We start from the raw sequence: 24900 nt of genomic DNA, 5'->3' as shown, positions 1-24900 counted from the left end.
AAAAGGGGCGGAAGATCCGCCCCTTCAATGACCGCGATCGACAGCAGTGGTTCCTGGCGCGGATCAGCGCAGGCCGGCGATGTAGTCGGCCACGGCCTTGATTTCGGCGTCGGTCATCTTGTTGGCGATCTGCGCCATGGGCACGTTATTGTGCCGCGCGCCGCTGCGGAAGGCCACCAGCTGGGCCTCGGTATATTCGCCGAACTGGCCACCCACGCGCGGATATTGCGAGGGGATGCCGGCGCCGTTGGGGCTGTGGCAGGAGGCGCAGGCCGGGACGCCCTTGCTGGCGATGCCGGCGCGGAAGATGCGCTGGCCCAGCTCGACGGTGTCCTTGCTCTTGGCCACGGCGGGCTTGAGGGTCTGGGCACCCAGGTAGGCCGAGATGTTGCGCATGTCCTCGTCAGTCAGGCCGGCGACGTTGGCGTTCATGACGGCATTGACGCGCTCGGGCGTCTTGGCGCCTTCCTTGACCTTGAAGTTGACGAGCTGCTTGTAGATGTAGTCGGGATGCTGGCCGGCCAGCTTGGGGTTGGCGGCGCCGGCGCTGTTGCCGCCGGGACCATGGCAGCTGGCACAGGAAATGATGTTGCGGGCCGCGTCGCCGTTGGTGAACAACTGCTCGCCCTTGGCCGCATCGACCTTGGGACGGGGCTGGGCATCGGCGGCCACGGAAGGCAGGGCCACCGCCGCACCCAGGATTGCACCGCTCGCGACAAGCATCAGGGACAGCACACGCTTCATGAAAACCTCGACCTAAATTCCACAATCAGGCTACGGATACGCGACTCACGGATGCCCTGCTCCTGCTGCTCCCGCCGGCTTGCGGCAAGGATTCTCCTGCAGGTGTCTCCGCGGGGCCCACCTACCCCGTTATCGATTCGACCCGGCTCGCGCCGGAGGTGATCGTTCTTCTACTGCGAGTTTTGTTCTACTGCAAACCCGGTCCGCCCCCGCTTGCGCGGGGAGCGCATAGGCAAGCCCGACCGCGCTTTCCTATGTTAAGTAACCGCTTATTATAGCAACTACAACGTAGCCCATAGAAAACTATTCGGGAAGGACCACCATGGCTGTCTACCAGCTCGGCGCCGACGCGCCCCACATTCCGGACTCGGCGTACGTGGCCGAGCAGGCCACCGTCATCGGCAAGGCCAGGCTGGGCGAGAACGCCAGCGTCTGGCCGGGCGCGGTGATCCGGGCGGACAACGACGACATCATCCTGGGCGACTCCAGCAACGTCCAGGAAGGCGCGGTGCTGCACACCGACCCCGGGCTCAAGCTCACCATCGGCGACTACGTGACCGTCGGGCACCAGGCCATGCTGCACGGCTGTACCATCGGCGACGGTTCGCTGATCGGCATCCAGGCCGTGGTGCTGAACCGCGCGGTCATCGGCAAGAACTGCCTGGTGGGCGCGGGCGCCATCGTGACCGAGGGCAAGGAGTTCCCCGACCGATCGCTGATCCTGGGGGCACCCGCCAAGGTCGTGCGCCAGCTGACCGACGAGGACATCGCCCGCATCCGGGCCGGCGTGGAAAGCTACGTGAAGCGGCAGCAGTTGTTCAAGAAGGAATTGAAGCGGGTCGGCTGACGGGCGGCCGCGCCGCGGGGCCGGTCGTACAATAGCGGGTTATTGCTTAACTTCGCCGGCCGGCGACGCCCAGTGTCCATTCTCCATCGCGCCCATTTCACGACGTCCGCCGCCCGGCTCGACCAGTTGCCCCCGCCCGGGGCGCCGGAAGTCTGCTTCGTCGGCCGCTCCAACGCCGGCAAGTCGTCGGCGATCAACGTGCTGACCCAGCAAAGGCGCCTGGCCTTCTCCAGCAAGACGCCGGGCCGCACCCGGCTGATCAACATGTTCGGCCTGCCCGATCCGCTCGAACCCGAGCGCGACCTGGGGTTCCTGGTCGACCTGCCCGGCTACGGCTATGCCTCGGTGGCCCGGGAAGACCGCTCGCAGTGGGCCCAGGTGCTGGGCGGCTACCTGCGCAACCGGACCTCGCTGGCCGGCGTCGTGCTGCTGGTGGACATCCGCCGCGGCGTGACCGACCTGGACCGCAACCTGATCGACTGGATCGCCCCGTCCGGCAAGCCGGTACTGGCCTTGCTGACCAAGGCCGACAAGTTTCCCTACGGCCAGCGCATCAAGGCCCAGTTCGCGGTGAAGAAGGAACTGGCCGCCATCGGCGCGCTGCACACCGTGCCGTTTTCCTCGACCCATCGCATCGGCCTGGACGAAGCGACGGCCCATATCGAGGGCTGGCTGATGCCGCAGGTCGCGGCATGACGCCCGCGACGGAGCGATGGTATCTTGCGATGGCATGGGGCCCGTCCCCCGCCGCGCAGCATTGACAGGACGACAACCGCAATGAGCCAACACGAAGTATTCGCCGACTTTCCCGCCGGTCGCCCCCGCCGCCTGAGGCGCGACGACTTCACCCGCCGCCTGGTGCGCGAGAGCCGGCTGTCGGCCGACGACCTGATCTATCCCGTATTCGTGGCCGAGGGCAAGGGGCTGCGCCAGCCGGTGCCGTCGCTGCCCGGCGTCGAGCGCTACAGCCTGGACACCCTGCTGCCGGTGGCCGAGGAATGCGTCGAGCTCGGCATCCCGGTCCTTGCGCTGTTCCCCGTGATCGCGCCGGAGCTGAAGACGCCTGACGGCATCGCCGCGACGCGCCCCGACGGCCTGATCCCGCGCGTGGTGGCGGAGCTCAAGAAACGCCTGCCCGAGCTGGGCATCCTGACCGACGTCGCGCTCGACCCCTACACCAGCCACGGGCAGGACGGCCTGATCGACGAATCCGGCTACGTGCTGAACGAACCCACGGTCGAGATACTGGTCAGGCAGGCCCTGGCGCAGGCCGAGGCCGGCGTGGACATCGTCGCGCCCAGCGACATGATGGACGGGCGCATCGGCGCCATCCGCCAGGCCCTGGAAGGCAACGGCCACATCCATACCCGCATCATGGCCTACTCGGCCAAGTACGCCAGCGCGTTCTACGGCCCCTTCCGCGATGCCGTCGGCTCGGCCTCGAACCTGGGCAAGTCGAACAAGGCGGCCTACCAGATGGATCCGGGCAACATCGACGAGGCCCTGCGCGAAGTCGCGCTGGACCTGCGCGAGGGCGCGGACATGGTCATGGTCAAGCCCGGCATGCCCTACCTGGACGTGCTGAGGCGGGTCAAGGACACCTTCCGCGTCCCCACTTTCGCCTATCAGGTCAGCGGCGAGTACGCGATGCTCAAGGCGGCCAGCGCCAATGGCTGGCTGGACGAGGACAAGGTCGTCATGGAAGCGCTGCTGGCGTTCAAGCGCGCCGGGGCCGACGGCATCCTGACCTATTTCGCCCTCGACGCGGCCCGCAAGCTGAAAGGCTGAAGCCATGGACGTCCTCTGGATCTCGGAACACGGAGGGCCCCGTCCACACAACGCGGCGCAATTGGCCGCCAGCAAGGGCTACCTGTGGATAGACGCGGGCGCCGAAGACCTGGCGGCCGACCCCGACGCCTGGCGCGACGAGATCGCGCGACTGACCGGCGTGCAATTGCACGACCTGCACCTGCAGGACGCCGCCAACCCGGTCCACCCTTCGTACTTCGACAACACCACCACCTACGAGATGGTGGTGTTCCGCCGCATCGTGACCGACGCGCCGGAGGCCGAGCCGCGCCCCGCGGCCAACGGCAAGATGGGGATCCCGCTGCTGGCGAGCCTGCGCACGCAGCCGGTGTCGTTCTTCGTGCTCGGGCAGGCGCTGATCACCGTGCGCCACGGCTACAGCGCCACCTGCCAGGAAATGAAGCGCCGCCTGGCCGAGCAGCGCGGCGAGGCCCCGCCCGAGGGGCGGCGCGACCGCACGCCCAGCAGCATCGGCCCGCTGGGCCGCGTTCCGTCCGGCCCCGCCGAACTGATGCTGCGGCTGCTGAACGGCATGGTCGACAAGTATCTCGCGCTGCGCCAGCCCCTGACCCTGCAGCTCGATCGCTGGCAGCGCGAACTGCTCAACCCCAACGGCCGTTTCCGCAACTGGCTGGCGCTGCTCGATGCCCGCATCGTGCTGCGGCGGCTGGAGAATATCTGCGAGGAACAGTACGACGCGCTGTCCGAGCTGCGCGACGCGGCCATGGACCGCAGCGAGGATGCCTGGGGCTCCGGCGCCTTCGACCAGCGGCGCGATGCACTGCTGGTACGCATCAATGACGTCATGGAACACGTGAACCGCGTGCTCGGCCACGCGCGGCGCATGGAGTCGTCGGTGGAAACCGCGGTGCAACTGCACTTCTCCGCCACGGCCCACCGCACCAACGAGATCATGCGCATCCTGACCGTCGTCACGGTCATCTTCATGCCGCTCACACTCATCACCGGCATCTTCGGGATGAACGTGGACCACCTGCCCTTCGTGCACGAGCGGGGCTCGTTCTGGTGGATCATGGCCGGCATGGTGCTGCTGGCGCTGCTGCTGTGGAGCTGGTTCTCGGCCCGCCGCTTCCTGGAAATGCGGCCCTACCGGGTGGCGGAGGCCCTGGCGCGCAAGGCCGGGCTGAGGGCCGGCAGGGAAGACGCGGACACGGCGGACAGGCTTTGACCCATGGCGACACGCGCCTCGCTCCCGGACCGTTCGCGCTTGATCGCCGCGCGCCTTTACGAAGGCATCGCGGCGCCGGAGCAATGGCAGGCGGGACTGGGCCTGCTGGCCGCTGAAGTGGGCGGCCAGGCCTTCCACCAGGTGACCGTGAACCTGCGTGACGGCAGCGTGCCGGACAGCGTGATCTGCGACGCCGCGCCGCTGCACAAGTTCGCCGAATACGCCGAGCACTACGTGCGGGACGACGAACGGCTGACACTCTTCGCGCACCTGCGGGAAGGCAGCTTCATTCTCGACCACGAACACCTGGATCGCCGGCAGATGTCGCGTTCCGCGGTCTACGCCGATTTCCTGCGCAGCGTGGACCTGCGCCATACCCTGTGCGTCCTGCAACGCGACGACGGCCAGACGCGCGACTACCTGGGCATCATGCGTCCGGTGGACCACCGCCCCTATGGCGAACGCGAGCGCGCCCTGCTGGAACTGGTCATGCCCGACATGGTTCGCGCGGCGGGACTGCGGGCGCGCATGAGGCAATTGCAGCGCGAAGCCCTGCTGGGCCGGGCCGCGCTGGACGGATTGCCGCGTGGCGTGGCAATCGTCGACATCCGTGGCCGGGTCGAATACGCCAATGCGCGCGCCGAAAGGTACCTGCGCGTTTCGCCCTGGGCGAGCGCGAAAGGCGGCATGCTGGCCATGCGGGACGCCCCCACTCAGCGGCGACTGCAGGCGGCGCTGAAGCAGGCCTGCTCGGCCGGCAGGAAAGCCGACCTCTTTCCGGCCGGCGGGTCCCCGGCACCGGCCTGGATCACGGTCCTGCCGCTGGATGCCACGCACCTGCTGGCCGGGCTGCGCGATACGCCGCTGGCCATGCTGATTTTCTCCGTGCCTGCCGACAGCCTGCCGCTGGACGCCCGGCTCATCATCCAGGCCCTGGACATCACGCCCGCGGAGGCACGCCTGGCCCACGCCCTGGCCACCGGCCAGACTCTCAAGGAATTCGCCGCCGCGCACGCCGTCTCGCCGGAAACCGTGCGCAGCCACCTGAAAAATCTTTTCAGGAAGACCGGCTGTCGGCGGCAGGTCGAGCTGGTGCAGTTGATCCGGACGCTGGCCTGAGCGTCAGCGCGCGGCCGTCGCCAGCACGTCGTCCAGCACGCGCGAGAAACGCTCGGCCCCCTGGAAACCGATCACCCGCTGGGGCAGCGGCGCGCCGCCCGGCGCGAAGAACACGATGCCCGGGGGCCCGAACAGCCGGAAGCGCTTGAGCAGTTCGCGATCGTCGGCATTGTTGGCGGTCACGTCCGCCTGCACGAGGCGCATGCCGGCCAGCCGCTGCGCGACGTCGGGGCGGGGAAAGGTCAGCGCCTCCATTTCCTTGCACGAGACGCACCAGTCGGCATAGAAATCCAGCATCACGGGACGGTCGGACGCGGCCAGCAGCGCGTCCAGCTCGGCCACCGAGCGTACGCGCTCGAATGACGCCGCAGCCCCGGGCCGCGACGAGGCTCCTCCTGGCGGGCTCCAGAGTCCCTCCCCGCCCCGGGCCGGAGCGGGCCCCTGCACGGGCGGCGCCAGGACCGGACCCTCGCCGCCCGAGGCGGCGAGATGCCCCAGCGGCTGCAAGGGATCCCGGCCGCCGCTGGCCACGCCCACCGCCTGCAGGACGCCGACCAGCGCGAACAGGATGCCCAGGCCCTTGAGCACGCGGCGGCCCGTTCCGGCATCGGCGGGCAGGGCGTCGAACGCATGCAGCAGCGCAGCCGCCAGGATGGCCAGTACCGCCCAGCCCGCCATCTGGATCCAACCCGGCAGCACGGGCCAGAGCATCCACCACGCCACGGCCAGCAGCAGCATGCCGAAGAAACGTTTCACGCCCTCCATCCATCTTCCCGCCTTGGGCAGGAGCGCGCCCGCCGACGCGCCGGCGGCCAGCAGCGGCACGCCCATGCCCCAGGCCAGGGCGAACAACGCGACCCCGCCCAGCAGCACGTCGCCCGTCTGCGAGACGTACAGCAGCGCGCCCGCCAGCGGCGCGGCCACGCACGGCCCGACGATCAGCGCGGACACGGCGCCCATGGCCAGCGCCCCGGTGGCGCGGCCGCCGGGCAGGCGCGAGACCCGGTCCGACAGGGAAGACTGCCAGCTGGACGGCAATTGCAGCGTGAACACGTCGAACATGGCCAGGGCCAGCACGGCCAGCAGCGCGGCGAACACCCCCAGCACCCAGGGCGTCTGCAAGGTGGCCGCCAGGCTGACGCCGCTCAGTGCCGCCAGCAGCCCGACCCCGGTGTAGACCACCGACATGCCCAGCACGTAGGCCGCAGCCAGTCCCAGCCCGCGCAGGCGGGGCCGGGACTGGCCGGCGGCGTCGCCGACCACGATGGCCGACAGGATGGGCACCATGGGCAGCACGCAGGGCGTGAACGACAACAGGATGCCCAGGCCCAGGAAGATCAGCGCCGTGCGGACCAGGCCGCTGCCGGCCAGCATGTCGGCCAGGCCCACGTCGTCCGTGCCGGCGAAGGCCGACCACCGCAGGCCGGCCCCCGCCCCGCCCTCGACTTGCGGCAGGCCGCCCGGCGCCGAAGCGGCGGCGATGCGCAGCTTGTGTTCGGCCGGCGGATAGCACAGGCCGGCGTCGGCGCAGCCCTGGCTGGTCACGGCCAGCGCGAACGCCGTGCCGGTGGGAATCGTCAGGCGGGCCGACACCTTGTCGCGGTAGGTCTCGACCTCCTTGTCGAAGGTCTGGTCGAACTTGACCTGTCCCGGCGGCAACTGGGGATCGCCCAGCGCCACATCCGGCGGATCGGCGACGAAGCGGAACTGCTCGCGGTACATGTAGTAGCCCGGCGCGATCGCCCAGGACAGTTCGATGGCGTCGGGCGCCACGGCGCGCGCGGAAAAGCGGAAGGCCTGCTCCGGCGGCAGGAAGTCCTCCGCCGCCGCGGATCGCGGCATGAACGCGGCGCAGGCCCACACGAGGCACGCCAGGAACCAATGGACGCGCGGGCCGGCGGCCCGCAAACGGAACATGGACATCAGTTTTTCGTTTCCTGCCGGACCCAATCCAGATAGGCCGGCAAACCGTCGGTCACGGGCACGGCGATGATCTCGGGCACCTCGTAGGGATGCAGCCGGGCGATCGTCTCCTGCACGGCCCTCTGGCGGGCCGCCGTGGTCTTGATGAACAGTGGAATCTCGTCGGCGGACTCCACCTCCCCCTTCCATCGATAGATGGACAACACCGGCGCACCGACGTTCACGCAGGCGGCCACCCCGTCTTCGACGAGGCGACGGGCGATGGCCCCGGCGGTATCGGCATCGGGAGCATTGCAGAATACCAGCACCACTTGGCGGGCGGCCTCGGTTGGCGACGACATGGCGATCTCCAGGATATCAGCGCAACAGGCGGCGGCGCATCAGCGCGGTGGCCAGCCAGATGGCGACCGCCGCCGTCAGCGCCAGCTGCAGCACGGGCAACCACGGCTGGTCCGGCATCCGCCCCAGCACCAGCGGCCTCACCAGTTCGATGGCCGGGGCCAGGGGCAACAGCCGTGCCGCCTGCACCAGCGCCTCGGGCAACTGCGACACGGGAAAGAACACGCCGGACAGGAACACCATCGGCGTCACGCCCAGCGTGAAGTAGTACATGAAGAAATCGAAGCCCTTGGCCAGGGCCGACATGACCAGCGCCAGCGCGGCGAAGGTCACGCCCAGCAGGACCAGCGCCGGCGGGATCCACAGCAGCGTGGCGGCGCGCGAGATGTCCAGCGCCACCACCACCAGCAGGATCGCCAGCCCGCTCTTCATGCTCTTGGCCGCGGCCCACAGGATCTCGGCGAACACCACGTCGTCCAGCGACAGCGGCGTGTTCAACATCGCATCCCATGTACGCTGGATGTGCAGCCGCGAAAAGGCGCTGTAGGTGGCCTCGAAGGTGGCCGCGTACAGCGCCCCCATGCAGATCGAGCCGGCAGCCAGGAAAGTCACGTAGGGCACGCCGTCTATGCCCGGCAGCAGGCTGCCCAGGCCGTAGCCCAGCGCCAGCAACGCCACCATCGGATCCATGACATCGCCCAGCACGGTCGTCAACGCCGTCTTGCGCCAGACCAGGAAATTGCGCCGCAGCACCGGCACGCATCCCCGCCCCGGCCGAGGCAAGCCCCAAACTCCCGATCGCGAAGTATCCACCGCCCATTCACTCATCTCAGCCCCCAATCATCCCGACCCTCGATCCAGGGCACAGCGGATCCGGCCGCCGGGCCGCCCCGAGGCGGGTCCCCGCCCCCTCGGAGGACTGCCGCGTAGCGGCTGGGGGCTCACCATGCCGGGCGCGCGAAGCGCGTAGGGGGGTCATTCTCTCAAATCACGGCCGGCCATCCGCAGGAACAGGTCTTCCAGGTTGGCCGGCCGGTGCAGATAGCGTATCCGGCCTCCCTCGCGCAGCAGGCCCAGCACCGGTTCCGGCTCGGCCGTATAGCAATAGACCGTTTCGCCGCTGACCTCGACCCGGCCCGGCAAGGCGGCGCGGTGGCGCTCCAGCCAGTCCAGGGCGCCCTCTCCGAACACTTCCACCACCTCCGGTTCGACGTGGCGCGCGATCAGGTCCTGGGGCGCGCCTTCGGCGATCATCCGCCCCCGCTCGAGCAGGCCCAGCCGGTCGCACAGGCGCTCGGCCTCGTCCATGAAATGCGTGGTCAGCAGGATGGTCTTGCCCTGCGCCAGCAGCGTCTTCAGGCGCTCCCAGATCAGATGGCGCGCCTGCGGGTCCAGCCCGGTGGTGGGCTCGTCCATCACGATCAGGTCGGGATCGTTCACCAGCGCCCGCGCCAGCGTCAGGCGCCGCTTCATGCCGCCCGACAGTTCGTTGATGCGCGCCGTGCGCTTGGCCGCCAGCGACGCGAACTCCAGCAGGCCGGGAATACGGCGGCGGATCTCGGCGTCGGCCAGGCCGAAATAGCGGCCGAATACGAGCAGGTTTTCCTCGACGGTGAAATCAGGATCGAGATTGTCGATCTGCGGCACCACGCCTATGCGCGCCCGGGCTTGGCGCGCCTGCGCCGGCACCGGGTAGTCCAGCAGCCGGATGGTGCCGCCATCCACCGGCGTCAGGCCCAGGATGGATCGCAGCGTGGTGGTCTTGCCCGCGCCGTTGGGGCCCAGCAGTCCATAGCATTCGCCGCGCGCGATCTGGAAGGACAGCGCGTCCACGATGACGCGGCCGCCATAGCGCTTGTCCAGCCGCTCGACCCGCAGCGCGGGTCCGGAGGTAGCCAGGGGCCTGGCCCCCGCGTGCAGCGAATTGGTGGTCATGCGATGAATAGTACCCCGGGGCCGGCGCGCACCCGCTGCGACACCCCCGCGCAGGGTTTTCCTTATGTGGTCGGATGGTTGGAAGTGATTGCCAACTTCGCAGGTTACGTAACATGATGTAACGATTAACCGAGTACATGACCATCATGGGTATGCCCCCGTCCCAGGAAACCTACGACGCCCTCGTCGGACTCTGCTATGAAAGCGTGCTGGACAACGCGCGCTGGCCGGCGCTGCTGGACGCGCTGGCCGCCGCCAGCGGCAGGCAGTTCGGCGCCGTCGCGATCAGCCTGCCCGGCGAAAGCGCCGCCACCGTCACGCTGGCCGCCCGGTGCGATCCCGCCGCCATCCAGGCCTACAACGCCCACTACGGCGCCATCGACCCCATGCGCGAACTGATCGCCGCGACCGATGACGGCCGGTGGAATCACGACCGGCGCGAACTGTCGGCCGAAACCTTCGAGCACCATCCGTACTACCAGGACTTCCAGCAGGCCCAAGGGATGGACAATCGCGCGTCGATTCGGCTGAACGGCCAGGGCACCTGTGTCTACGTCGCCCTCCTGACCGCCATCGGCGTGCGGCCCGACGCCTGCCACGACGATCTGCTGGCGCGCATCGCGCCGCACCTGCAGCGGGCCGGCACGCTTTACGACACGCTCGCCGGATTGCGCGACGGCCTGGCGTTGCGCGACCAGGTGCTGGACAGCCTGCCCACCCCGCTGTGGCTGCTCGATGAAGGCCGGCACGTGGCCTACCGCAATGCAGCGGCCGAACGGCATGCGGCGCTGCCCGATGGCGCCCTGTGCGAATACAACGGCCAGATCCGCCCCCGTCACGCCACCGCCAGCCGGCTCGAAACGGCCATCCTGCAGGCCACGGGGCACGCGGGATCGCGTCGTGCCGCGCGTATCGCGCCGCCCACCGCCGGCGGCCCCGACATCCTGGTTACGCCGCTGTCCGAGGACCACCCCGACAACCCGCTGCAACGCCCGCTCGTCGCGGTCAGCGTGGTCGATCCGGAACAGCAGAACCTGCGGATAAACGACCTGTTCCAGTTCAGCCGGGCCGAGGCGCGCCTGGCCAGCAAACTGCAGGAAGGCCTCAGCCTGGCCGAGTATGCCGAGCGCCAGGGCATCGCGCTCAGCACCGCTCGCACGCAGTTGCGCGCGCTCTTCACGAAAACGGGCACGCACCGGCAGGGCGAGCTCGTCAGCCTGCTGCTGAGGATGGCGCGGCACTGACCGCTTCCCGGCAAGCTCCGGGCAGCGGCCGGATGCCTGTCAGGCCGGGACGGGCTCGTTCTCCGCCCACCGGCGCGCCGCCGGCGCACCCCGCCTGTCGCGCGCCAGCGGCGGCCGGCCCAGGATATGGTCCGCCGCCTTCTCGGCCATCATGATGATGGGCGCGTTCGTCGGCCCCCGCACCACGCGCGGCATCGCCGACCCGTCCACCACCCGCAGGCCTTGCACGCCGCGCACCCGCATCTGCGCATCGAGCACGGCATCGGGATCGGCATCGCCGCCCATCCTGCAGGTGCCCACCGGGTGGTGCAAGGTGATGGCGGTACGCCGGATGAAGGCATCGATGTCCGCGTCGCTCGTGGCCTGTGGACCGGGCGCCAGTTCCTCGGCGCGGAACGGCGCGAGCGGCGGCTGTTCGCCGATGGCCCGCATGATGCGCACCATCTGGCGCACGGCGCGCCTGTCGTAGTCGGTCGACAGGAAGTTCTGGCGGATCACGGCGGGAGCCGTCGGATCGCCACTGGCCAGCGAGACGCTGCCCCGGCTCTCGGGCGTGATGAAGACGCCCTTGATGGCAAACGCGTCGACGTAGGGCTTGAGCAACGGACCGAGGTGCGGGCCGGCGTCCATGGGCGCCGCGGCCAGCAGCAATTGCAGATCGGGCAGCGGCAAGTCGGAATGGCTGCGAACCAGGCCCACGGCAGCGGCGGGCACCTTGCTGGACAGGCCCGAGCCGAACATCCAGGTGCGCAGCAGATCGAAGCCGATGCGGTCCAGGCGTAGCGCCCGGTGCAGCGGCCCCGTTTCCTTGCGGCGCCAGCGCACGTCGCAAACCACGTGATCCTGCAGGTTGCGTCCCACGCCGGGCAGGTCGACGCGGGTCGCGATGCCGTGCCGGCCAAGCTCCGAGGCATCGCCGATGCCCGAGAGCATCAGCAACTGCGGCGAGTTGATCACGCCGCCCGCCAGCAGGACTTCACGCTCGCAGCGCACCTGCTCGCGGCGTCCGCCGCGCAGGACTTCGACGCCCACGGCGCGGCCCTGCTCCATCAGCACTTTCGTGGTCAGCGCGCCGGTCCACACCGTCACGTTGCCGCGCGCCACCGCGGGCCGCAGGTAGGCCGACGCCGCGCTCCAGCGGCGGCCGCGGCGGATGGTGGCCTGCATGGGGCCGAAGCCTTCGATGCTGGCGCCGTTGTAGTCGTCGTTTCGGGCATAGCCGGCCAGGTCGGTGGCGCGCAGGAAGGCGTCCACCAGCGGGTCCTCGTAATGCAACCGGGTCACGGTAAGCGGACCGTCGCCGCCCCGCAGGTCGCTCGCGCCCTCTTCCCACGATTCGCTGCGGCGGAAATACGGCAGCACGTCGTCGTAGGACCATCCCTCCAGTCCCAGGCCACGCGCCCAGTGGTCGTAGTCCTCGCGGGCGCCGCGCGCATAGGCCATGCCATTGATCGAGGTCGAGCCGCCCAGGACCTTGCCGCGCGCGCATTCGATGCGCCGGCCGTCCATGCCGGGCTCGGGCTCGGTGAAGTAACCCCAGTCGTACATCCGGTGCTTGAGGATCAGGCCCCAGGTCAGCGGAATGCGGATCACGGGCGATCGGTCCGGTCCGCCGGCCTCCAGCACCAGTATCTTCAGCGCCGGGTCGGCACCCAGCCGGTAGGCCAGCGTGCACCCCGCGGAGCCCGCACCCACGATGATGTAGTCGTAATGATTCATGTCATTTCCAAGCCGCTAGCGCATGTCGATCCAGGGCGCCGCGGATCCGGCTCCGCCGGTCCGCCAGCGCCGCCCCCCGGGGGGCGCCCGAAGGGCGTAGGGGGGATTAATTCAGTTTCAGGTTGACGTTCTTGGTGTAGGTGAACTCCAGGAGCTCCTCGAAGCATTCCTCTCGGCCTATGCCCGATTGCTTCACGCCCCCGAACGGCGCGCCGATGAAGTGCTGGCTGGTGTTGTTGATCCAGACGTAGCCGGTATGGATGCGGCGAGCCGCCCGGTGCGCGGTGTCCAGGTCGCGGGTCCAGATCGAGCCAGTCAGGCCGAAGTCCACGGCATTGACGTCGGTCCACAATGCGTCCTCGTCGGACCAGCGGAACACCGACATGATGGGACCGAACACTTCCTCGCGCGCCAGCCGCATGTCGGGCCGCATGTCGGCGAAGATGGTGGGCTCGAAGAAGAAGCCGTCGCGCAGCGCGGGATCCTCGGGCTGCCGGCCGCCGGTCACCAGCCGTGCCCCCTCGTCCAGCGCGGATCGCACGAAGCCTTGCACCTTCTCGAGCTGCGCCCGGCTGACCAGCGATCCCATGGTCGTGGCGGGATCGGTCGGGATGCCCGGCCGGTGGCGCCTGGGCAGCAATTCCGCCACGCGCGCCAGGACCTCGTCGTGGATGCTTTCATGCAGGAACACGCGGCTGGTGGAGCCGCAGCTCTGGCCCGACCACGTGAAATTCATGCCGCCCACGATGCCGTCCACCAGCTTGTCGAGGTCCGCGTCCGGATAGGCCACCAGCGCATTCTTGCCTCCCAGCTCCAGCAGCACGGGCTTGAGCCCGTCGGCCGCGGTCTTCATGACCGACTTGCCGGTAGGCACGCCGCCGATCAACGTGATCTTGCGCACCAGCGGATGCTCGGCCAGGGCCTGCCCGCACTCGCGACTGCCGCACAGGAAGTTGACCACCCCCTTGGGAAACACGTGGCCGATCAGCTCGGCCAGCCGGATGATGGACAGCGGCGCCTGGTCCGGCGACTTGACCACCACCGTGTTGCCCGCCGCCAGCGGCGCCGCGAGGCGCATGGCGGCGAACATCAGCGGATGGTTGTAGGCGACGATGCGCCCCACGACCCCCAGCGGCTCGCGCACGGTGTAGTCCAGATAGCCGGGGCCCATCGGCAGGGTCTCGCCCTTGACCTCGGTCGCCAGGCCGGCGAAATACTCCAGGCTGTCGGCCGCGAAGTCCGCGTCCTTGGCCAGGATGGACACCGGATTGCCGTTGTTCAGCGCATCCAGCAGCGCCAGTTCCTGGGCATGGGCGCGCAGGATGTCCGCGGCCTGGCGCAGCATGCGGCCGCGCTCCCTGGGCGGCGTGGCCGCCCACGCGGGAAAGGCGACCTGGGCCGCCCGCACCGCGGCGTCGACGTCGCGCGCATCGGCGACCGGCGTATCGGCCAGGCGCTCGTCATACGCGGGATTGATGGTAGGCGCGTAGACGCCGGCCAGGGGTTCGTGCCAGGCTCCCCCATAGAAAAGCTGGCGGTGGGTCGGCAGGATGCCGGCGGGAATCTCGTGTGCGCGCATGGCGTCTCCGATAAGTCAGTACAGTCGGTTTTCATGGCCCTGTATCCCCGGGGCCGTCCCCTTGGGGGACGCCCGCAGGGCGTAGAGGGGTCAACTCCTGAGACGGACAGCGGCCGCTCGCAGCGCCTCGTAGTCCTTGCGAGCATCGGTCGACAGTTCCTTCATCGCGGCGGGGATCACCGCGTCCAGGTAGGCCTTGGCATCGGCCGGCGGCAGCTCGATCATCTCGCCGCCGCCCTTCTCCCAGATCGCGCGGGCCTCGGCCACGCGCGCATGCACGCGCGGACCGATCTCGGCGTCGGTCTTGCGGGCGGCCTGGCGCAGCGGCTGCTCCAGCGCACCTGCCGACTTCAGGAAGGTGGGGCTGACCAGCCCGACGATGGCGATATACGTGGACGGCAGCAGCGTCTGCGACTTGGCGACGTCGAAGTACTTCAGCGCCGAGGGAATGGGCGTGCCGGAATAGACGCCGTCCAGCGTCCCGTTCTGGAAGGCGGGCAGCACCTCGCCCAGCGACATCGACACCGGGTTGGCGCCCAGCTGCCGCAGCTGCGCGATCAGGATCGAAGAGCCGGGAACGCGGATCTTCTGCCCGGCCAGGTCCGACAGCTTGCGGATGGGCTTGCGCGAGACGATGCTGCACTGGGAATGCACCAGCGTGGTCAGCACCTCGACGCCCTTCTTCGAGGCGATGGACGCGAGCCTGGTCTTGACCTCGGGGTCGGCCAGCACCTTCATGCCATGGTCGATGCCGTCGAACAAGCCGGGCACGGCCAATGCGCCAAAGCGCGCGTCCAGGCCCTCGTACATGCCCGAGGCATTCAGCGCCATCTCGACGGTGCCCATGCTCACGCCCTCGATCGTGCGCTGCGCGGTGCCGAGCTGGCTGGCCGGGTACACCTGGCCCTTGACCTTGTTCTGCGTGGCCGCCTCCAGGTTGACCTTGTAGGCGTTCAGCCAGTCGACGCCCAGGTCGTCGGACGTGGTGGTGGTGAGCTTCATGACCAGGTTCTGCGCGCGGGCGACGGGCAGGAGCGCGAGCGCTCCCAGGCCGGCCAGATGCGCCAGGCATAGACGGCGATTCATGATGATGTCTCCAGTGGTGGGTGGCCGGCGGACGGCCTTCAGTTCAACAGCAAGCGCATGCCCCAGAGGGATATGTCCGGGATGTAGGTGATCAGCCCCAGCGCGATCAGGTAGATGACGACGAATGGCACGATGCCGCGGTAGATGCTTTCGAGCGGCAGCTTGAGCACGCTCTGCGCGACGAAGATGTTGATGCCGAAGGGCGGGTGGAACAGGCCAATGGACAGGTTCACCGTGATGATGATCCCGAAGTGCACCGGATCCACGCCGATGGCCGTGACCAGCGGCATCAGCAGCGGCGACAGCAGCAGGATGGCCGACAGCGGATCGATGAAGCAGCCCACCGCCAGCAGCAGCACGTTGATCGCCAGCAGCAGCGACCAGCCCGGCAGGTGCAGGTCGGTCAGCCACTGCACCAGCGCGGCCGGTACCTGGTGCACCGTCAGCAGCCAGCCGAACACGTTGGCGCAGGCCACGATGATCAGGATCTGCCCGGTGAACACCGCCGTCGTGCCGGCGCTAGCCAGGATGTCGCGCCAGGACAGCTCGCGGTAGAAGTAGCGCGCCACGACGATGGCGTACAGGCAGGCCACGGCGGCGGCCTCGGTGGGCGAGAACACGCCGCCGTAGATGCCGCCCAGGATGATCACGGGCGCGCCCAGCGCGCCCAGCCCGCGGGCCGCGGCGCGGCCGAAGGCCGCCCACGAAAAGCGCTCGCCGCCGCCGATGCGATGGCGCCGGGCATACCACATGACGTAGGCGCACAGCATGCCGGCCAGCAGCAGCCCGGGCAGCACGCCCGCGGCGTACAGCCGGGGAACCGACTGCTGCGCGGCCGCGCCATAGACGATCATCGGGATGCTGGGCGGGATGATGATGTCGATGGCCCCCACCGCCGTCAGCAACCCCGCCGAGAACTTCTCGGGATAGCCGTTGCGCCGCAGCGCGGGCAGCATCACCCGGCCGATGGTGGCGACGGTGGCCGCGCTCACGCCCGAGATCGCGCCGAACAGGGCCGAGGACCCGACGGTGGTCACCGCCAGGCTGCCGCGCACCGAGCCCACGCCCGCGTTGACGAAGCTCACCAGCCGGTCCGCCACCGATCCGCGGCCCATCAGTTCGCCGGCGAAGATGAAGAAGGGAATCGCCAGCAGCGCATAGGCGTCGATGGCGCCGAACAGGTTCTGGTGCAGGGCCGTGAGCGGCACGTCCATGAAGAACAGCAGCGCCACGCTGACCGACGCCAGCAGCACGAGGAAAATGGGAAAGCCCAGCAGCAGCAGGCCCAGGGGCAGGAAACCCAGCGCGAAACTCATGACAGCGCCTCCTCGGCCGCATCCACCGGATCGGGCTGGCGCAGGCCGCCGCCGGCCGCGCGCAGCGCCACGTCGAACAGGCCGACGATCACCATGGCGGCGAACGCCACCGCCACCAGCGAATGCGGGATCCACATCGGGATGTGGCCGTTCTCGCTCACGCTGCCGATCTGGTGGATACGCCAGGCGTATTCCGACGAAATGAAGCAGACGAAGCCACACAGCGCCACCGCTGCCAGCGCCTCGAGCGTGGACAGGAAGCGCCGCAGCTCCACCGGGAAATAGCGGTTCAGCACGTCCATGCGCAGATGCTGCCCGCGCACCGCCGCCACCGCCGAGCCGAAGAAGGCCAGCGCGGCCATCAGGTAGACCTGCAACTCGTCGGCCCCGGTGATCGAACGGCCGAACACGTAACGCGCCACCACGTTGGCCACGTTGATCGCGACGGCCGCCAGCAGCGCGCTGGCCAGGGCGCGCTCGAGACTGGTGGCGGCGCGCTCCAGGCCGCGCAGGATGCGCCGCGCGCCGCCGGGCTGGGTACTGGACATGATGTCTCCTCTCGTTGTGGGGAGAGATCCTAGGTTGACGCCAACCATTCGTCTAATTCAAATATTTACCTACTTACATAGCCAATCAACTATGAATTGAACCCATGGCCCGCTTCGATCCCTACCTCACTCTGCAAAAGCTCGAGGTCTTCTGCGTGGTTGCCGAACTGCAGAGCGTCACGCGCGCCGCGGACTACCTGTTCGTCACCCAGCCGGTCGTCACCTCGCACATCCGCAGCCTGGAAGACAAGCTGGGCACGGCGCTGGTCCGCCGCGAAGGCCGCGGCATCGCGCTGACCGCCACCGGCCAGCGCGTCTACAAATGGGCGCAGGAGGTCGTCACCCGCACGCGCGAGCTGGAGCGGGAACTGGGCGGCTCGACCGATCTCGCGCCGGGCCAGGCGGTGGTCGGCTCGTCCATGAGCGTGGGCACCTATCTGCTGAGCCAGTTGATCTGCGACTTCCAGGTGCAGCGTCCCGACGGCCAGGTCCACGTGTCCATCTCCAACCCGCAGGTGGCGCTGGAAGCCACGCGCACCGGCGCCTGCGACTTCGCCGTCCTCATCATCGCGCCCACGCAGAACCTGGATGGCCTGGCGGTGCGCCCGCTGTGGGACGAGGACCTGCTGCTGGTCAGCGCTCCGGACAGCCGCTGGGTGGGCGACGAGGCGCGGCGCGAGGACATCTCGCGCCTGCCCTTCATCAGCACCGCCAACAGCACCGTCATGCAGCAACTGGAGGAGGGCCAGTTGCGCGCCAACGGCATCCCGTCGCGGCGCATCGTGCTCAACCTGGGCCATCCGGAGGCGCAGAAGGAAGCCGTACGGCGCGACCTGGGCGTGTGCTTCTTCTCCAAGACCGCGGTGGAACGCGACCTGGCGCGCGGCGAGTTGCGCTGCGTCCGGACGCCCGGTCTCGCGCTCACCCTGCCGCTTTACCTGGCCAGCCGCGAGGACAAGGAATTCTCTGCATTCCAGCTTGCCCTGAAGCGGCATATCGAAGAAGCCCGGCCGCCAGGACTCAAGCCTTTCCAGGGCAAGGCCGAAGCCTAATTTGGTTTATATATAAGACGATGATTTATTAATGGAACATCCATGATCTAGATCAAGGCCCCGGCCGGCCGCCGTTCCTAGACTGGCAGCTCTGTTTCCCCACCATGCCGCAAGCAGGAGCTGCCCCATGAACGATCCCGTCGACACCCTGATCGATGCCGCCAAACCCACCCTCCGGCGTCCCGAGGGCATGAGCTTCGGCGACTGGATGAACTCGCGCTGTGTGCAGCGCTCCACCCGCAAGTACGACTGGAACGCCCTGAAGTTCCAGGCCGGCTACGACCCCAAGTACGGCCGCGCGCAGATGCGCTATCTCGGCACCGGCGCCACCGGCGTCGCCAGCGATTCGAACACCGTGCCGGCGGTGCACTTCACCTTCTCGACCATGATCATCCCCGCCGGCCACGTCGGCCCGCTGCACCTGCACGAGGACACCGAGGAAGTCTTCTTCGTGCTGCGTGGCAGAGTCCGCATCATGTGCGAATCGAAGGAAGGCGAATACTGGGAGATCGAGGCCGGCGAACGCGACCTGATCTCGGTCCCGCCCGGTGTCTACCGGGGCGAGGTCAACATCGGCGACGAAGAGGCGCTGATGTGCGTGATGCTGGGTTCGCCCAAACCGCAGACGCCGACCTACAAGCCGGACGATCCACTGTCGCGGGTCAAGCGCTGAAACCGTTCGTCAGTCCGGCGCCAGGCCCGCGATCCAGTCCAGGAAGGCCTTGACCGCGGGCTTGCAATAGGCCCGCTCGGTACATACCGCGTAGTAGTCCAGGCCGTCGCACGCCTCCCAGGAGGTGGGCCGCGCCAGACGCCCGGCGGCCTCCGCGTCGGCAACCAGCGATGAGCGGCTGATGGCCACGCCCAGCGACGACTCTGCGGCCGCGAGCATCGAGGCCGAATCGTTGAAATCGATGCGCAGGTCGCCGGGCGGGAGACCATCCAGCCCCTCGGCCCGCAGCGACGCGTCGTCGCGTTCGATATTGCGCAGCAGCGGCACGCGCGTGCGCGCCTCGGGGTCGCGCAGTTGCTCGCGGATCGCGGGCGCGCACACCGGCACGATGCGATCCCGCGTCAGGCGCAGCGCGCGGCAGTCCGGCCAGTCCCCGCCGCCCAGCCGGATCGAGACGTCCACGCCCGAACTGGCGATGTCCGCGAAGTAGCGGTGGATGTCCAGGCTCAGGTGGATCCGCGGATGAGCGTCGGTGAAACCCGCCAGGCGGGGGATCAGGACGCGCAGCGCGAAGCTGCGCGCCACCGACAGCACCAGGGTCTGGCGCTCGGCCCGCAGCGTGAGCCGGCCGATTCCCGCGCCCAGCGTCTCGAAGCCGCGCCGGGTGAAGTCGTAAAGCAGTTCCCCCTCTTGCGTGAAGCGCAGCCCGCGCGCGTGGCGCTCGAACAGGCGCACGCCCAGGTGATCCTCGAGCGCGCGGATCTGGCGGCTGAGGGCGCCCTGCGTGATGCCGAGCTCCTCGGCCGCGCGCACCAGGTTCAGGTGGCGCGCCGAGACGTCGAAGGCCAGCATGAGACGCGTCGACGGCAGCCGCGCGAGCAACGCGGACGGCGCAGGCAACATGGCGGGGGCGGCGGTCATCATTGCAGCCGGATATCGGCCTCTTTCAGCAAGGTCTTGTATTTGGCGATCTCGCGGCCGACGAATTCCTTGGCCTGGGCCGGGGTCGTCTGCATCGGCACGCCCGCGGTATCCATGAGCTTCTTGGCGATATCCGGCTGCTGCATCGCTTGCTGGACCAGGGCGTTGATCCTCTGGATCACCGGCTCGGGCGTGCCGCTGGCGGCGAACATGCCGAACCAGCTTTCGACGTTGAACGACGACACCTCGGGCGCCTCGCGGATGGTCGGCACCTGCGGCAGCGGCGGATAGCGTTCGGGCAGCGCCATGCCCAGCATCTTCAGTTCGCCGCGGTCGACGAAGCCGCGGATCGAGCCCGGGCTGGCGTAGGTCATGGTCACCCGCCCCGTCGCCACCTCCATCGCGGCCTGCGGCGCGCCGCTGTAGGGCACGTGCCTGGCCTCGATGCCGGCCATCTTGTTGAACACCTCGCCGGTCACGTGCTGGATGGTGCCCACGCCGCTCGAGGAAAAGGTCAGTTCGCCCGGATGCTGGCGGGCGTAGCGGATCAGTTCGGAAACGCTGTTCGCCGGAAAGTCGCGCTTCACCACCAGCACGTTGGGCGCGGTGGTGACCATGCTGACCGGCGTCAGGTCCCGGCTGGTGTCGTAGTCGACTTCCTTGTTGATGACGGGATTGATCACGATCTCGCCCGCGGCACAGATCAGGAAGGTGTAGCCGTCGGCCGGAAAGCCCAGCACGTGCTTGATGGCGATGATGCCGCCCGCCCCCGGCTTGTTCTCGACCACGACCTGCTGGCCCAGCCGCTCGGACACGTAGCGTCCGATCATGCGCGCGGCCACGTCCACCGCACCGCCGGCGGCATAGGGCACGACGAAGCGCAGCGGCCGGGTGGGATAGGCATCCGCGGCAACGGACGGAAAAGCGGCCAGCGCGATGGCCATGGCCGGCAGCCACCGCGCCAGCCGGCAAACAGTCTTGATCGAGTACATGAGGATTTCCTTCGCTTTGTATGTATTGGAAAAATTCGCTGCAACAGCCGTACTGCCTGACCGTGTCTCCTTGTCTTCGATGCGCGGCCGGGGGCGGGCATCCAGGACGCCCGCCCCCGGCCGTTGTCGTGTCACCCGGGTGGCCCGTAGCCGCCCGCGCCCGGCGTGCACACCCGCAGCACGTCGTTCCGGCGCAGCCGGATCTCGGCCGCCGCCGGCGGCAGGCGCCGCTCTTCGGGCGTGCCCGGGTTGAGGATGAATTCTCCCAACGCGCCGTCGGCCCCGCCCGCCATGCCCGCGGCCGGCACGTTCTGCCGCTCGGACGACAGGCTCAGCACCGTATCGTCGCCCAGCGCGCGATAGTCGCGCACCACGCCCTGGCCGCCACGGTGACGCCCCGCCCCGCCCGAGCCCTTGCGCAGCGCATAGCGCTCGATCAGGAACGGATAGGCGTGCTCCAGCGCCTCCACCGGCAGGTTGGACGAACCCGAGGCGTGCACCCGCACGGCATCGACGCCGGGCTGGTAGGCCCGCGCGCCCATGGCGCCGGCGATGGTCTCGTAGTTCACGTAGTAGCCGCCGGTGCGCGGGTCGGTTCCGGCCAGCACGATCAACTGGTGCGGCCCGCAGCCGGCCAGGGCCCGGTCGGGAATGGCCTGCGACAGCGCGGCGGCGATCACGTCGCCAAGCACCGCGCACGAAATCGACCGCGCGCCGACCGCCGCCGGCGACACCGGCCCGACCACCGAGCCCGCCGGCGCGTGGATGTCCATGGTCCGGAAATAGCCGGAGTTGGCCGGCACGTCGGGATCGAGCAGGCTCTTGACCACGGTGTAGACCGTAGCCACCAGTGCCCGCAGCGGAATGTTGCGCGCCGCCGCCAGTTGCGGCGCCGAGCCCGCGAAGTCGAACCCCAGCTTGCCTTCGCCCACGGTCAGGACGAGGCGTATCGCGGCCTTTTCTCCCGGCTCGACGCCATCCAGGTATTCGCAGGCCTCATAGCGGCCGGGCGGCACCTTGGCGATGGCGGCGGCGAAACGGCGTTCGGTGAAATCCAGGTACGCGGCCATGATGGCCTGGGTCTCCGCCACGCCGTAGCGTTCGAACAGCGCCTGCACGCTGCGCTGGCCCACCGTGTTGGCGGCGATCTGGGCGCGCAGGTCGCCCGCCCGTTCGTCGGGCGTGCGCGAGTTCAGCATCAGGATGTCGAACACGTCCCGGTTGACCTGGCCCGCGCTGACGATGCGCACGGGCGGAATGCGCAGCCCTTCCTGGAAGATGGACTGGCAGACCGCGGCCTCGGAACCCGGCACCATGCCGCCCACGTCCGCGTGGTGGGCGATGCAGGCCACATAGGCCACGATCTCGCCGCCCAGGAAAACCGGCGAGATGACGTTGATGTCGGGCAGGTGCGAGCCGCCGCCGTTGTAGGGGTCGTTGGCCAGGAACATGTCGCCCGGCCGGATCTCCTGCCGGGGAAACCGTTCCAGCACGGCCTGCACCACGCCGACCATCGAGCCCAGGTGGATGGGCACGCGCTGGGGCAGCGCCACGACGTTGCCGAGATGGTCGAACACCGCGGTCGAGCAGTCGCCGCGTTCCTTGATGTTGGGCGAGAACGCGGTGCGCATCAGCGCCGCGCTCATTTCCTCGGTCACGCCCAGCAGATAGCGGGCGACGACTTCGGCGCGGATGGGATCGACGGGAGTCATCAATGGGCTTCCTTGCCCGGTTCGCCGGGCGTGAGATCGATGTGCAGGCTGCCGTCCGCGCCGACGCGGGTCGACGAGCCGGGCGGAATGACCGTGGTGGTGTCCATCTGCTCGACGATGGCCGGCCCGTCCAGGCAGGCGCCGGCCAGCAGGCCGTCCCGCTGCAGCACGGGCGTGTCGACGAAGCCGGTCGCGGCGAACCACACGCGGCGCGTGGGCGCGCCGGCCACGGGGTCGGTCCGCGCGTCCTGCCGGGCAATGGCGGCGGCTTCCAGGCGCTCGCGGGCGATGACGACCGATACCCGCAGGTTGACGACCTCCACGCCCTGGGCGCGCATGTCGTAGCCATACAGATCGGCATGCCGGACATGGTAGGCATCGACCGCGCGGGCCAGCGCCGCCGCGTCGAGCTCGCCCGCGGCGATGTCCAGGATCAGTTCCGCGTTCTGGCCCAGATAGCGCAGGTCGAGCTGCCAGTGGCGCGACACGCCGGGGGCAGTGCGATCGGCGCCTTCGGCGGCGAGCCAATCGTCGGCGCGGCGCGCCAGTTCACTCAGGCCGGCGTTCAGGGACGGCAGCCGGTCCGGCGCGGCGGGCACCAGGCGGGTCAGCGAAAAATCGCCCTGCCGGTCCGACTGCAGCAGGCCCTGCGCCGACATGAGCCCGGGACGCGGCGGAACGATAACGTGGCGCATGCCCGCCATCGCCGCGACGTCGGCCGCATGCAAGGGCCCGGCCCCGCCGAAGGCGACCAGCGCGTAGTCGCGCGGATCCTCGCCCTGCTCGACGGAAATCACGCGCACCGCGCCCGTCATGTTGGCGTTGGCGATCTCCAGTATGCCGATCGCGACTTCCTCCGCGCCGCGGCCCATGGCGGTGGCCACCTCGTCGCGGATGGCCTGTGCCGCCAGTTCCGGATGCATGGACATGCGCCCGCCCAGCAGCGCGACCGGGCTCAGCCGGCCCAGCAGCACGTTGGCATCGGTGACCGTCGGCTTGGTGCCGCCGCGTCCATATGAGGCCGGGCCGGGATAGGCGCTGGCGCTCTTGGGACCGACCTTGAGCAGCCCGCCCGCGTCCAGCCAGGCCAGGCTGCCGCCGCCCGCGCCGATGGTGTGGATGTCCAGGGTGCGGGTGCGCACGGGGAAGCCCCCCATGTCGCGCTCGCTCTTCATGGCCGGCCGGCCGTCGCGGATCAGGCAGACGTCGGTGCTCGTGCCCCCCATGTCGAAGGTGATGAGGTTGCGCACGCCGCAGGCCTCGCCCAGCGCCGCCGTGCTGACGACCCCGCCCGCCGGGCCCGAGAAGAAGGTGTTGATGGGACGCTGCCGCACGGTCTGCGTGGTGACCGCGCCGCCGTTGGACTGCATGACGTGGGGCGCCGAACGCACGCCCAGGTCGCGCACGCCCATCTCGAAGCGTTGCAGGTAGTCGTCCATCACCGGCATCAGGCTCGCGTTGACGACGGTGGTGATGAAACGTTCGTACTCGCGGAACTCGGGCAGCACTTCGGACGAGACGCTGACATAGGCCTCGGGCCAATGCTGCGCGACCAGTTGGCGCGCGCGCTGCTCGTGCGCCGCGTTCTGGTAGGCATGCAGGAAGCAGATGGCGACCGTCTTCACGCCGCGGCCGCGCAGCGTGTCCAGCGCGCGCAGCACGTCCTCGTCGCGCAGCGGCGTGACGACCTCGCCGCCGGCGGCGATGCGCTCCGCGACTTCGGCGCGGCAGTCGTCGGGCACCGGCGGCATGGGCTTGGGCACGTCCAGGTTGAAATAGTGGGGGCGGCGCTGGCGCGCGAGGCTCAGCACGTCGCCGAAGCCCTGCGTGGTGATCAGCCCCGTCCGCGCCCACTGTCCTTCCAGCACCGCATTGGTCGCCAGCGTGGTGCCCAGCACCAGGAACCCGACCTGCGCGGGATCGACCGCCGCCAGGCTCATGATCTCGGCGATGCCGTTCAATATCCCCTGCGCGGGGTCCGCCGTCAGCGTGGGCACCTTGTGGTAGTGCCAGCGGCCGCCGCGCGTATCGCCCAACACCAGGTCGGTGAATGTACCGCCCGTGTCGATGCCTATCCAGTATTCGCTCATTCCTTCCTCGGCAAGGACCGCGGATCGGTCCTGTCGGCAGGACTATGAGCTTGGTAGACTGTT

Annotated in this window: 22 protein-coding genes; 8 read left to right on the top strand and 14 right to left on the bottom strand. The window is 69.1% G+C overall.

What is annotated here, in order from left to right:
* Positions 1-63: 63 nt before the first annotated feature.
* Positions 64-744 carry a c-type cytochrome gene (locus R4823_RS02910; RefSeq protein ID WP_087838270.1) on the bottom strand — a complete coding sequence of 227 codons (681 nt, stop codon included), beginning with the start codon at positions 742-744 and terminating at the stop codon, positions 64-66.
* Positions 745-1066: 322 nt separating this feature from the next.
* On the opposite strand from R4823_RS02910, the gene R4823_RS02905 reads away from it, so the two are divergent.
* From R4823_RS02905 to R4823_RS02885, 5 genes are all read left to right on the top strand, one after another.
* Positions 1067-1591 carry a gamma carbonic anhydrase family protein gene (locus R4823_RS02905; RefSeq protein ID WP_087838271.1) on the top strand — a complete coding sequence of 175 codons (525 nt, stop codon included), beginning with the start codon at positions 1067-1069 and terminating at the stop codon, positions 1589-1591.
* A gap of 72 nt (positions 1592-1663) precedes the next feature.
* Entirely contained in the window at positions 1664-2287 is a 624-nt protein-coding gene (yihA, locus tag R4823_RS02900; RefSeq protein WP_087838272.1) for a ribosome biogenesis GTP-binding protein YihA/YsxC, read from the top strand.
* Positions 2288-2368: 81 nt separating this feature from the next.
* Complete coding sequence (gene hemB, locus R4823_RS02895; protein ID WP_087838273.1) at positions 2369-3379, top strand: porphobilinogen synthase; 1011 nt, start codon at positions 2369-2371, stop codon at positions 3377-3379.
* A 4-nt stretch (positions 3380-3383) separates the two neighbouring features.
* The gene (locus R4823_RS02890) at positions 3384-4589 is read left to right on the top strand and encodes a magnesium transporter CorA family protein (protein ID WP_132979127.1); all 1206 of its coding nucleotides are present in this window, start codon (positions 3384-3386) and stop codon (positions 4587-4589) included.
* A 3-nt stretch (positions 4590-4592) separates the two neighbouring features.
* Positions 4593-5708 (top strand): LuxR C-terminal-related transcriptional regulator, encoded by a 1116-nt coding sequence (locus R4823_RS02885; protein WP_338617341.1) that lies wholly within the window; start codon positions 4593-4595, stop codon positions 5706-5708.
* A gap of 3 nt (positions 5709-5711) precedes the next feature.
* Here the strand turns inward: R4823_RS02885 and dsbD are convergent, their stop codons facing one another.
* The 4 genes from dsbD to R4823_RS02865 form a co-directional block, all read right to left on the bottom strand.
* Positions 5712-7631, bottom strand: coding sequence for a protein-disulfide reductase DsbD (gene dsbD, locus R4823_RS02880; RefSeq protein WP_087838276.1), 1920 nt, complete (start codon positions 7629-7631; stop codon positions 5712-5714).
* Complete coding sequence (gene cutA, locus R4823_RS02875; protein ID WP_087838277.1) at positions 7631-7972, bottom strand: divalent-cation tolerance protein CutA; 342 nt, start codon at positions 7970-7972, stop codon at positions 7631-7633. Before cutA ends, dsbD begins: the two co-directional genes overlap by 1 nt.
* Before the next feature lie 16 nt (positions 7973-7988).
* Positions 7989-8753, bottom strand: a complete 765-nt coding sequence (locus R4823_RS02870; protein WP_243724390.1) for an ABC transporter permease — start codon at positions 8751-8753, stop codon at positions 7989-7991.
* A gap of 192 nt (positions 8754-8945) precedes the next feature.
* Positions 8946-9905, bottom strand: coding sequence for an ATP-binding cassette domain-containing protein (locus R4823_RS02865; RefSeq protein ID WP_338617340.1), 960 nt, complete (start codon positions 9903-9905; stop codon positions 8946-8948).
* A 137-nt stretch (positions 9906-10042) separates the two neighbouring features.
* On the opposite strand from R4823_RS02865, the gene R4823_RS02860 reads away from it, so the two are divergent.
* The gene (locus tag R4823_RS02860; RefSeq protein ID WP_087838280.1) at positions 10043-11149 is read left to right on the top strand and encodes a helix-turn-helix transcriptional regulator; all 1107 of its coding nucleotides are present in this window, start codon (positions 10043-10045) and stop codon (positions 11147-11149) included.
* Positions 11150-11188: 39 nt separating this feature from the next.
* On the opposite strand, the gene R4823_RS02855 is transcribed toward R4823_RS02860, so the two are convergent.
* From R4823_RS02855 to R4823_RS02835, 5 genes are all read right to left on the bottom strand, one after another.
* Positions 11189-12868: a choline dehydrogenase gene (locus R4823_RS02855; protein ID WP_087838281.1), complete on the bottom strand. Its 1680-nt coding sequence runs from the start codon at positions 12866-12868 to the stop codon at positions 11189-11191.
* 106 nt (positions 12869-12974) lie between these two features.
* Complete coding sequence (locus R4823_RS02850) at positions 12975-14447, bottom strand: aldehyde dehydrogenase family protein (protein WP_279814598.1); 1473 nt, start codon at positions 14445-14447, stop codon at positions 12975-12977.
* 90 nt (positions 14448-14537) lie between these two features.
* Entirely contained in the window at positions 14538-15533 is a 996-nt protein-coding gene (locus R4823_RS02845; protein ID WP_087838283.1) for a TRAP transporter substrate-binding protein, read from the bottom strand.
* A 38-nt stretch (positions 15534-15571) separates the two neighbouring features.
* Positions 15572-16849 (bottom strand): TRAP transporter large permease, encoded by a 1278-nt coding sequence (locus R4823_RS02840; protein WP_130356806.1) that lies wholly within the window; start codon positions 16847-16849, stop codon positions 15572-15574.
* Entirely contained in the window at positions 16846-17397 is a 552-nt protein-coding gene (locus R4823_RS02835; protein ID WP_338617339.1) for a TRAP transporter small permease, read from the bottom strand. Before R4823_RS02835 ends, R4823_RS02840 begins: the two co-directional genes overlap by 4 nt.
* 104 nt (positions 17398-17501) lie before the next feature.
* Between R4823_RS02835 and R4823_RS02830 the strand changes: the two genes are divergently transcribed.
* The gene (locus R4823_RS02830; RefSeq protein ID WP_338617338.1) at positions 17502-18449 is read left to right on the top strand and encodes a LysR family transcriptional regulator; all 948 of its coding nucleotides are present in this window, start codon (positions 17502-17504) and stop codon (positions 18447-18449) included.
* 190 nt (positions 18450-18639) lie between these two features.
* Positions 18640-19122 (top strand): cupin domain-containing protein, encoded by a 483-nt coding sequence (locus R4823_RS02825; protein WP_338619251.1) that lies wholly within the window; start codon positions 18640-18642, stop codon positions 19120-19122.
* A 9-nt stretch (positions 19123-19131) separates the two neighbouring features.
* Here the strand turns inward: R4823_RS02825 and R4823_RS02820 are convergent, their stop codons facing one another.
* The 4 genes from R4823_RS02820 to R4823_RS02805 all read right to left on the bottom strand — a co-directional run bounded on the left by R4823_RS02820 (position 19132) and on the right by R4823_RS02805 (position 24837).
* Entirely contained in the window at positions 19132-20046 is a 915-nt protein-coding gene (locus R4823_RS02820; protein WP_338617336.1) for a LysR substrate-binding domain-containing protein, read from the bottom strand.
* Positions 20043-21035 carry a tripartite tricarboxylate transporter substrate-binding protein gene (locus tag R4823_RS02815; RefSeq protein ID WP_338617333.1) on the bottom strand — a complete coding sequence of 331 codons (993 nt, stop codon included), beginning with the start codon at positions 21033-21035 and terminating at the stop codon, positions 20043-20045. The genes R4823_RS02820 and R4823_RS02815 overlap by 4 nt, the downstream gene beginning before the upstream one ends.
* Before the next feature lie 131 nt (positions 21036-21166).
* On the bottom strand, positions 21167-22747 hold the full coding sequence (locus tag R4823_RS02810) for a hydantoinase B/oxoprolinase family protein (protein ID WP_338617332.1): 1581 nt from the start codon (positions 22745-22747) through the stop codon (positions 21167-21169).
* A complete protein-coding gene (locus R4823_RS02805) occupies positions 22747-24837 on the bottom strand; it encodes a hydantoinase/oxoprolinase family protein (protein WP_338617331.1) in 2091 nt (696 codons plus the stop codon). Before R4823_RS02805 ends, R4823_RS02810 begins: the two co-directional genes overlap by 1 nt.
* Positions 24838-24900: the final 63 nt, after the last annotated feature.

Origin of the sequence: Pigmentiphaga sp. CHJ604 (genome assembly GCF_036972535.1) — a bacterium.
Taxonomy (GTDB): Bacteria; Pseudomonadota; Gammaproteobacteria; order Burkholderiales; family Burkholderiaceae_B; genus Pigmentiphaga; species Pigmentiphaga daeguensis.
Note: the sequence above shows the minus strand (reverse complement) of the source record. Positions and strands in the feature narration are given on the sequence as shown.

What these genes read in the sequence shown, in the direction of transcription:
- R4823_RS02910 (WP_087838270.1), bottom strand. Translation starts at nt 744, where the DNA reads ATGAAGCGTGTGCTGTCCCTGATGCTTGTCGCGAGCGGTGCAATCCTG.
- R4823_RS02905 (WP_087838271.1), top strand. Translation starts at nt 1,067, where the DNA reads ATGGCTGTCTACCAGCTCGGCGCCGACGCGCCCCACATTCCGGACTCG.
- hemB (WP_087838273.1), top strand. Translation starts at nt 2,369, where the DNA reads ATGAGCCAACACGAAGTATTCGCCGACTTTCCCGCCGGTCGCCCCCGC.
- R4823_RS02890 (WP_132979127.1), top strand. Translation starts at nt 3,384, where the DNA reads ATGGACGTCCTCTGGATCTCGGAACACGGAGGGCCCCGTCCACACAAC.
- R4823_RS02885 (WP_338617341.1), top strand. Translation starts at nt 4,593, where the DNA reads ATGGCGACACGCGCCTCGCTCCCGGACCGTTCGCGCTTGATCGCCGCG.
- dsbD (WP_087838276.1), bottom strand. Translation starts at nt 7,631, where the DNA reads ATGTCCATGTTCCGTTTGCGGGCCGCCGGCCCGCGCGTCCATTGGTTC.
- cutA (WP_087838277.1), bottom strand. Translation starts at nt 7,972, where the DNA reads ATGTCGTCGCCAACCGAGGCCGCCCGCCAAGTGGTGCTGGTATTCTGC.
- R4823_RS02865 (WP_338617340.1), bottom strand. Translation starts at nt 9,905, where the DNA reads ATGACCACCAATTCGCTGCACGCGGGGGCCAGGCCCCTGGCTACCTCC.
- R4823_RS02860 (WP_087838280.1), top strand. Translation starts at nt 10,043, where the DNA reads ATGACCATCATGGGTATGCCCCCGTCCCAGGAAACCTACGACGCCCTC.
- R4823_RS02855 (WP_087838281.1), bottom strand. Translation starts at nt 12,868, where the DNA reads ATGAATCATTACGACTACATCATCGTGGGTGCGGGCTCCGCGGGGTGC.
- R4823_RS02850 (WP_279814598.1), bottom strand. Translation starts at nt 14,447, where the DNA reads ATGCGCGCACACGAGATTCCCGCCGGCATCCTGCCGACCCACCGCCAG.
- R4823_RS02845 (WP_087838283.1), bottom strand. Translation starts at nt 15,533, where the DNA reads ATGAATCGCCGTCTATGCCTGGCGCATCTGGCCGGCCTGGGAGCGCTC.
- R4823_RS02840 (WP_130356806.1), bottom strand. Translation starts at nt 16,849, where the DNA reads ATGAGTTTCGCGCTGGGTTTCCTGCCCCTGGGCCTGCTGCTGCTGGGC.
- R4823_RS02835 (WP_338617339.1), bottom strand. Translation starts at nt 17,397, where the DNA reads ATGTCCAGTACCCAGCCCGGCGGCGCGCGGCGCATCCTGCGCGGCCTG.
- R4823_RS02830 (WP_338617338.1), top strand. Translation starts at nt 17,502, where the DNA reads ATGGCCCGCTTCGATCCCTACCTCACTCTGCAAAAGCTCGAGGTCTTC.
- R4823_RS02825 (WP_338619251.1), top strand. Translation starts at nt 18,640, where the DNA reads ATGAGCTTCGGCGACTGGATGAACTCGCGCTGTGTGCAGCGCTCCACC.
- R4823_RS02820 (WP_338617336.1), bottom strand. Translation starts at nt 20,046, where the DNA reads ATGATGACCGCCGCCCCCGCCATGTTGCCTGCGCCGTCCGCGTTGCTC.
- R4823_RS02815 (WP_338617333.1), bottom strand. Translation starts at nt 21,035, where the DNA reads ATGTACTCGATCAAGACTGTTTGCCGGCTGGCGCGGTGGCTGCCGGCC.
- R4823_RS02810 (WP_338617332.1), bottom strand. Translation starts at nt 22,747, where the DNA reads ATGACTCCCGTCGATCCCATCCGCGCCGAAGTCGTCGCCCGCTATCTG.
- R4823_RS02805 (WP_338617331.1), bottom strand. Translation starts at nt 24,837, where the DNA reads ATGAGCGAATACTGGATAGGCATCGACACGGGCGGTACATTCACCGAC.